3 protein-coding genes are annotated in these 4,770 nt (G+C 65.3%); all 3 read right to left on the reverse strand.

Going from position 1 to position 4,770, the window contains the following annotated elements:
• Nucleotides 1-21: 21 nt before the first annotated feature.
• The 3 genes from PPL01S_RS24120 to PPL01S_RS24130 are packed head-to-tail and all read right to left on the reverse strand — an operon-like array spanning nucleotide 22 to nucleotide 4,623.
• Nucleotides 22-1,347, reverse strand: a complete 1,326-nt coding sequence (locus PPL01S_RS24120) for a TldD/PmbA family protein (protein ID WP_028625479.1) — start codon at nucleotides 1,345-1,347, stop codon at nucleotides 22-24.
• On the reverse strand, nucleotides 1,347-2,789 hold the full coding sequence (locus PPL01S_RS24125; RefSeq protein WP_016395297.1) for a TldD/PmbA family protein: 1,443 nt from the start codon (nucleotides 2,787-2,789) through the stop codon (nucleotides 1,347-1,349). Before PPL01S_RS24125 ends, PPL01S_RS24120 begins: the two co-directional genes overlap by 1 nt.
• A 31-nt stretch (nucleotides 2,790-2,820) precedes the next feature.
• Nucleotides 2,821-4,623, reverse strand: a complete 1,803-nt coding sequence (locus PPL01S_RS24130) for an acyl-CoA dehydrogenase (RefSeq protein WP_016395296.1) — start codon at nucleotides 4,621-4,623, stop codon at nucleotides 2,821-2,823.
• Nucleotides 4,624-4,770 lie beyond the last annotated feature (147 nt).

The raw sequence follows: 4,770 nt of genomic DNA on the forward strand, positions 1-4,770 counted from the left end.
CGATGAGGCCCGAATGGCCAATCACAATGTCAGGGTCAGCCCTTTGACCAGCGCCCCCGGCAAATGACTCGATCCGGTACTGCGCTGTCCATAGGTACTGGTCGACAGGATCATTTCGCGCTCGCGGGTCAGGTCTTCCAGCTGGCTGCCCAGCAGGCTGTACAGGCTGTCATCGAAGCGCATGGTGCTGACCGGCCCCTGGATCTGCCCGTTCTCCACCCAGAAGGTGGCGAAGCGGGTCAGGCCGGTCATGCGCGCCGCTGGCAGGTCCGAGTAGTTCAAGTACCACAGGTTGCTGATGTACAGCCCGGTGCCAAGGCGCTCGAGAATCTGCTCGCTGGCCAGGTTGCCCGGGGCCAGGCTCAATGCGCAAGGCGACTCGTGACTGTCGGCGCCGTTGCTCGACAGCTCGAACTCGACCGCACTGCGGGCGCTGACCAACTTGTCCACGGCTCGCCCCTGGCTGATCAGTGGCACATCCAGGCGAGGCGAGCCCTCATCGGAAAACGCCGGGCTCAACGAGCCGCTGACCTGCTCGCTGAAGCTCACCAATGGGCTCAAGCGCGCATCGCCGTTGTACAAACGCTGCAGGGCGCTGTTGCCAGTGGCCAGCGCCTGGGCCGAGAAACCGCCCCAGCACAGCATGCCGGCGATCTCGTCCATGGCCGCCGGTGCCAGGTAGGCGCGGTAGCTACCGGGCTTGAGGGTGAGCGCCGGGCGGCCGAGGTAGCCGAGTTGTTCGCGGGCCTGGCGCAGGCGTGCGGTGAAATCGTCGGCGTTCCACACCTGGCCGGCATAGTTGGCCTTCACGGCCTGGCCATTGTCGTGGAACAGGCTCCAGTCGAAGTTGAAGCTGTTGGCCTGGTGCCAGCCAAAGGCGCCAAAGGAACTGGCGAAACCGCGGCAGATCGGCCCGGCGGCATAGATACCCACCAGATCCAGGTCACCGGCTTCGTCGTCGAGCAGGGCCAGGACTTCACTCAGTTCCGGCAGCGCCTGGCTTTGCAGGCTGTGGCTGTGCCAGGCGTTCTCGTCCAGGCGCAGGTAAGGATCTTCCGCCAGCAGCGGCAGGGTCTGGCGCAATTGCTGCAACGCCTCGCCCAAGCGTTGGCGGTCCAGCTGCGCATCCTCACTCAAGGTCACCTGGTGTTCTGCCTGGCGCCCGTCGCGGATCAGCCGCAGTTGCGCACTGGCCTGGCTCACGGTGCCGGCCTGGCGCACCTTGGCGTGGTTGAAGCGCACGAACTGCGACTGTTCGGCGCTGTAGCCGAGGGTGAACTGTTCACCCGGCTGCAGTGCCTCACGCAGCACGCTGACCAGGCCTTCGAATGTTTGCTGTGGTGTCATCAGGCGTCTCCCCCGAATACGTCGATCTGGCGGAACACGCAGGCAGGCGAGGCATGGCCGACGCGCACCACCTGGTTGGGTTCGCCCTTGCCGCAGTTGGGCGTGCCCAGCACCTGGAAGGTGCTGCGGTCGCCGACCGCCGCCAGGTTGCGCCAGAACTGCGCGGAGATGCCGCGGTAGTTGGGGTTCTTGACGATGCCCTTGAGCTCGCCGTTCTCGATCAGCTGGCCCCACTCGCAACCGAACTGGAACTTGTTGCGTGCATCGTCGATGGACCAGGAGCGGTTGGTGCGCATCAGGATGCCGTGCTCGATGCCTGCGATCAGTTGCGCCAGCGTCTGGTCGCCGGGCTCGATGTTGAGGTTGGCCATGCGGTCGATCGGTGCGCGGTTCCAGCCACACGCACGGCTGTTGGCCACGCCGTCGAGGCCGGAACGGAACTGCGACAGCGCGCTGCCCAGCGGGCGCAGCAGCAGGCCGTCACGGATCAGGTACTGCTTGCTGGCCTGGGTGCCGTCATCGTCATGGCTGTAGCTGGCCAGTTCTTCGCCGATGGTCGGGTCGAAAGTCACATCGAGCAGCTTCGAGCCGTACTGCAGGTGGCCGAAATCGCTGGCTTTGACGAAGCTGGTACCGGCGTAGTTGCGCTCGTCGCCGAGAATGCGGTCCATCTCCAGCGGGTGGCCGATGGACTCGTGGATCTGCAGCATCATCTGGTCGGGCATCAGCAACAAGTCGCGCGGGCCGCTCGGGGTGTTGGGCGCCAGCAGCAGTTGCAGGGCTTCGTCGGCGATGTGGCGCGCGGCGCCGACCAGGCCGCAGCGCTCGATGATCTCGAAACCGCCCTGTTGGCCGAAGTTGTCCCGGCCCAGGCTGCGGCTCTGACTGTCCTGCCCATCGCTGGCCGTCACACCCAAGCCTGGGAACAGGAAGCGCTGGGCATGGCGCAGTTCGGCGCCGGCGGAGTTCAGGTAGGTTTGCTCGACCAGGCACGTGCCAAGGCTGGCCTGCCAATCCACCAGGCGGCTGTCCTTGGGGATGCTGGCCGATTCTGCGGCGAGCAGGCCGAGGCAATCGGCGAGGCTCGGCAACGGCTGGTCGAAGTTGGGCGAGACGTGGTCGTGACGGGCAGCGGTCACCGGTTGCTCGCGCAGGTCGAGCAGGCTGTGCCGGGCGATTTGTCGGGCCAAGTTTTCGGCGTGCTCCAGGGCGCGTTGCAGGCCTTGCTGGGACAGGTCGGCGGTGGCTGCATAAGCCTCGACGCCATTGACCCGCACGGTGAGCATGGCGCCCTCGTCCTGGCTGAACAGCGGCGGTTCGGTGACGTTGCGCCGAACCGAAAGCGACTGGTGCGACTGTTTTACATGGCGAAGGGAAAACAACTCGGCCGTGCTGCGCAGCGCATTGAAGCGCTGGCGCAGCAGGGCGCTGGAATCGAACATGGAAAAACCTCCGTGAACACGGTGGCTCCCCCTAGAACCACCCCTCTTGCATGGCGAGGCAGGTGTCGTCGCGTGCCTCGAGTAATGCCAGCTCATTATGGCAGCCCGGTACTTCCCAGGTCAGGAAATAACGGGCGGCCTGCAACTTGCCCTGGTAGAAGTCGCGGTCGGCGGCATTACCCTTGAGCAGGCCGAGCTCGGCGTGGATCGCCTGCTCCAGCCAGCGCCAGCCGACCACGCAGTGGCCGAAGGCCTTGAGGTACAGGGCGGAATTGGCCAGGGTGCCGGCGACCTTGCCCTGGGCCAGGTCGCCGAGCAGGGCCAGGGTCACGGCTTGCAGGCGATTGACCAGTTGCTCCAACGGCTGGCGCAGGGCGTCAAGGTTCGGGTGATGGCTGGCGCGCTCGGCGGTGCCGGCGATCAGCCGGATCAGTTGCTTGAGGCCGGAAGCGTTGTTCTGCGCCAGTTTGCGACCGAGCAGGTCGAGCGACTGGATGCCTTCGGTGCCCTCGTGGATCGGGTTCAGGCGGTTGTCGCGGTAATACTGCTCCACCGGGTACTCGCGGGTGTAGCCGTGGCCGCCGAGGATCTGGATGGCCAGTTCGTTGGCTTTGAGGCAGAACGCCGAGGGCCAGGATTTGACGATCGGGGTCAGCAGGTCGAGCAGTTCCTTGGCTTGCTTGCGTTCGTCCTGGTCGGCGGCTGTTTCGGTGTCGTCGAACAGGCGCGCTGCGTACAGGCCCAAGTCGAACGCGCCCTCCACATAGGCCTTCTGCGCCAGCAGCATCCGCTTCACGTCGGTGTGGTTGATGATCGGCACGGCTGGGCTGTGCGGGTCCTTGCTGTCCGGTAGGCGGCCTTGCGGGCGCTGGCGGGCGTACTCCAGCGAGTACAGATAGCCGGCATAACCCAGCATCACTGCACCCATGCCGACGCCGATGCGCGCCTCGTTCATCATCTGGAACATGCAGGCCAGGCCCTGGTGCGGCTGGCCGACCAGATAGCCGACGCATTCGCCGTTGTCGCCGAAGTTGAGGGCGGTGGAGGTGGTGCCGCGCCAGCCCATCTTGTGGAACAGGCCCGCCAGCAGCACATCGTTGCGCGGGCCGCGGCTGCCGTCTTCGTTGACCAGGTACTTGGGCACGATGAACAGCGAAATGCCTTTTACCCCGGCAGGTGCGTCCGGCAGTTTGGCCAGGACCATGTGCACGATGTTTTCCGACAGTTCGTGGTCGCCGCCGGAGATGAAAATCTTGTTGCCCTTGAGTCGGTAGCTGCCATCGCTGGCGGGTTCGGCGCGGGTGCGGATGTCGGCCAGTGACGAACCTGCATGGGGTTCGGTCAGGGCCATGGTGCCGAAGTAGCGGCCTTCGATCATCGGTTGCAGGAACAGGCGTTTCTGCTCGTCGCTGCCGAATGTCTCGATCAGGTTGGCCGCGCCCATGGTCAGGAACGGGTAGGCCGTGGTGCCGGCGTTGGCCGCCTGGAAGTGGGCGAAGCAGGCTTGCGAGACCAGGCTGGGCAGTTGCATGCCGCCGACTTCGAAGTCGCGGTTGGCGTTGAGGAAGCCCGCTTCGAGGAAGGCATCGACGGCGGGCTTCACTTCGGGGATCAGCTCGGCGCGGCCGTCCACATAGCGCGGCTCGTTTTCGTCGGCCTTGCGGTTGTGCGGGGCGAAGAACTTCTCGGCGATGGTGCGCGCGGTGGTCAGCGCGGCGTCGAAGGTCTCGCGGCTGTGCTCGGCGAAGCGCGGGCGTTGGGTCAGGGCTTCGGCGTCGAGGACTTCGTAGAGCTCGAAGGCGAGGTTGCGGGGGCTGAGCAGGGTCTCGGGCATGGGAGCGGTCCTAGGGCGGGCTTGGGCCGAGTCTAGGGTTTGGGGCGGGAAGGGAACAGGTTAATTGGTGTGGGTGATATGGGTTTAGAAGGTGGGGTGGTTTGGAGGGGCTTGCCACGGCATTTGTGGTGGTCATGAGATCGAGCG

The organism is Pseudomonas plecoglossicida NBRC 103162 = DSM 15088 (assembly GCF_000730665.1).
GTDB classification, from domain to species: Bacteria; Pseudomonadota; Gammaproteobacteria; order Pseudomonadales; family Pseudomonadaceae; genus Aquipseudomonas; species Aquipseudomonas plecoglossicida.

Excerpts from the sequence above, each read along its gene's own strand:
- PPL01S_RS24130 (WP_016395296.1), bottom strand. The coding sequence starts at position 4,623 with ATGCCCGAGACCCTGCTCAGCCCCCGCAACCTCGCCTTCGAGCTCTAC.
- PPL01S_RS24125 (WP_016395297.1), bottom strand. The coding sequence starts at position 2,789 with ATGTTCGATTCCAGCGCCCTGCTGCGCCAGCGCTTCAATGCGCTGCGC.
- PPL01S_RS24120 (WP_028625479.1), bottom strand. The coding sequence starts at position 1,347 with ATGACACCACAGCAAACATTCGAAGGCCTGGTCAGCGTGCTGCGTGAG.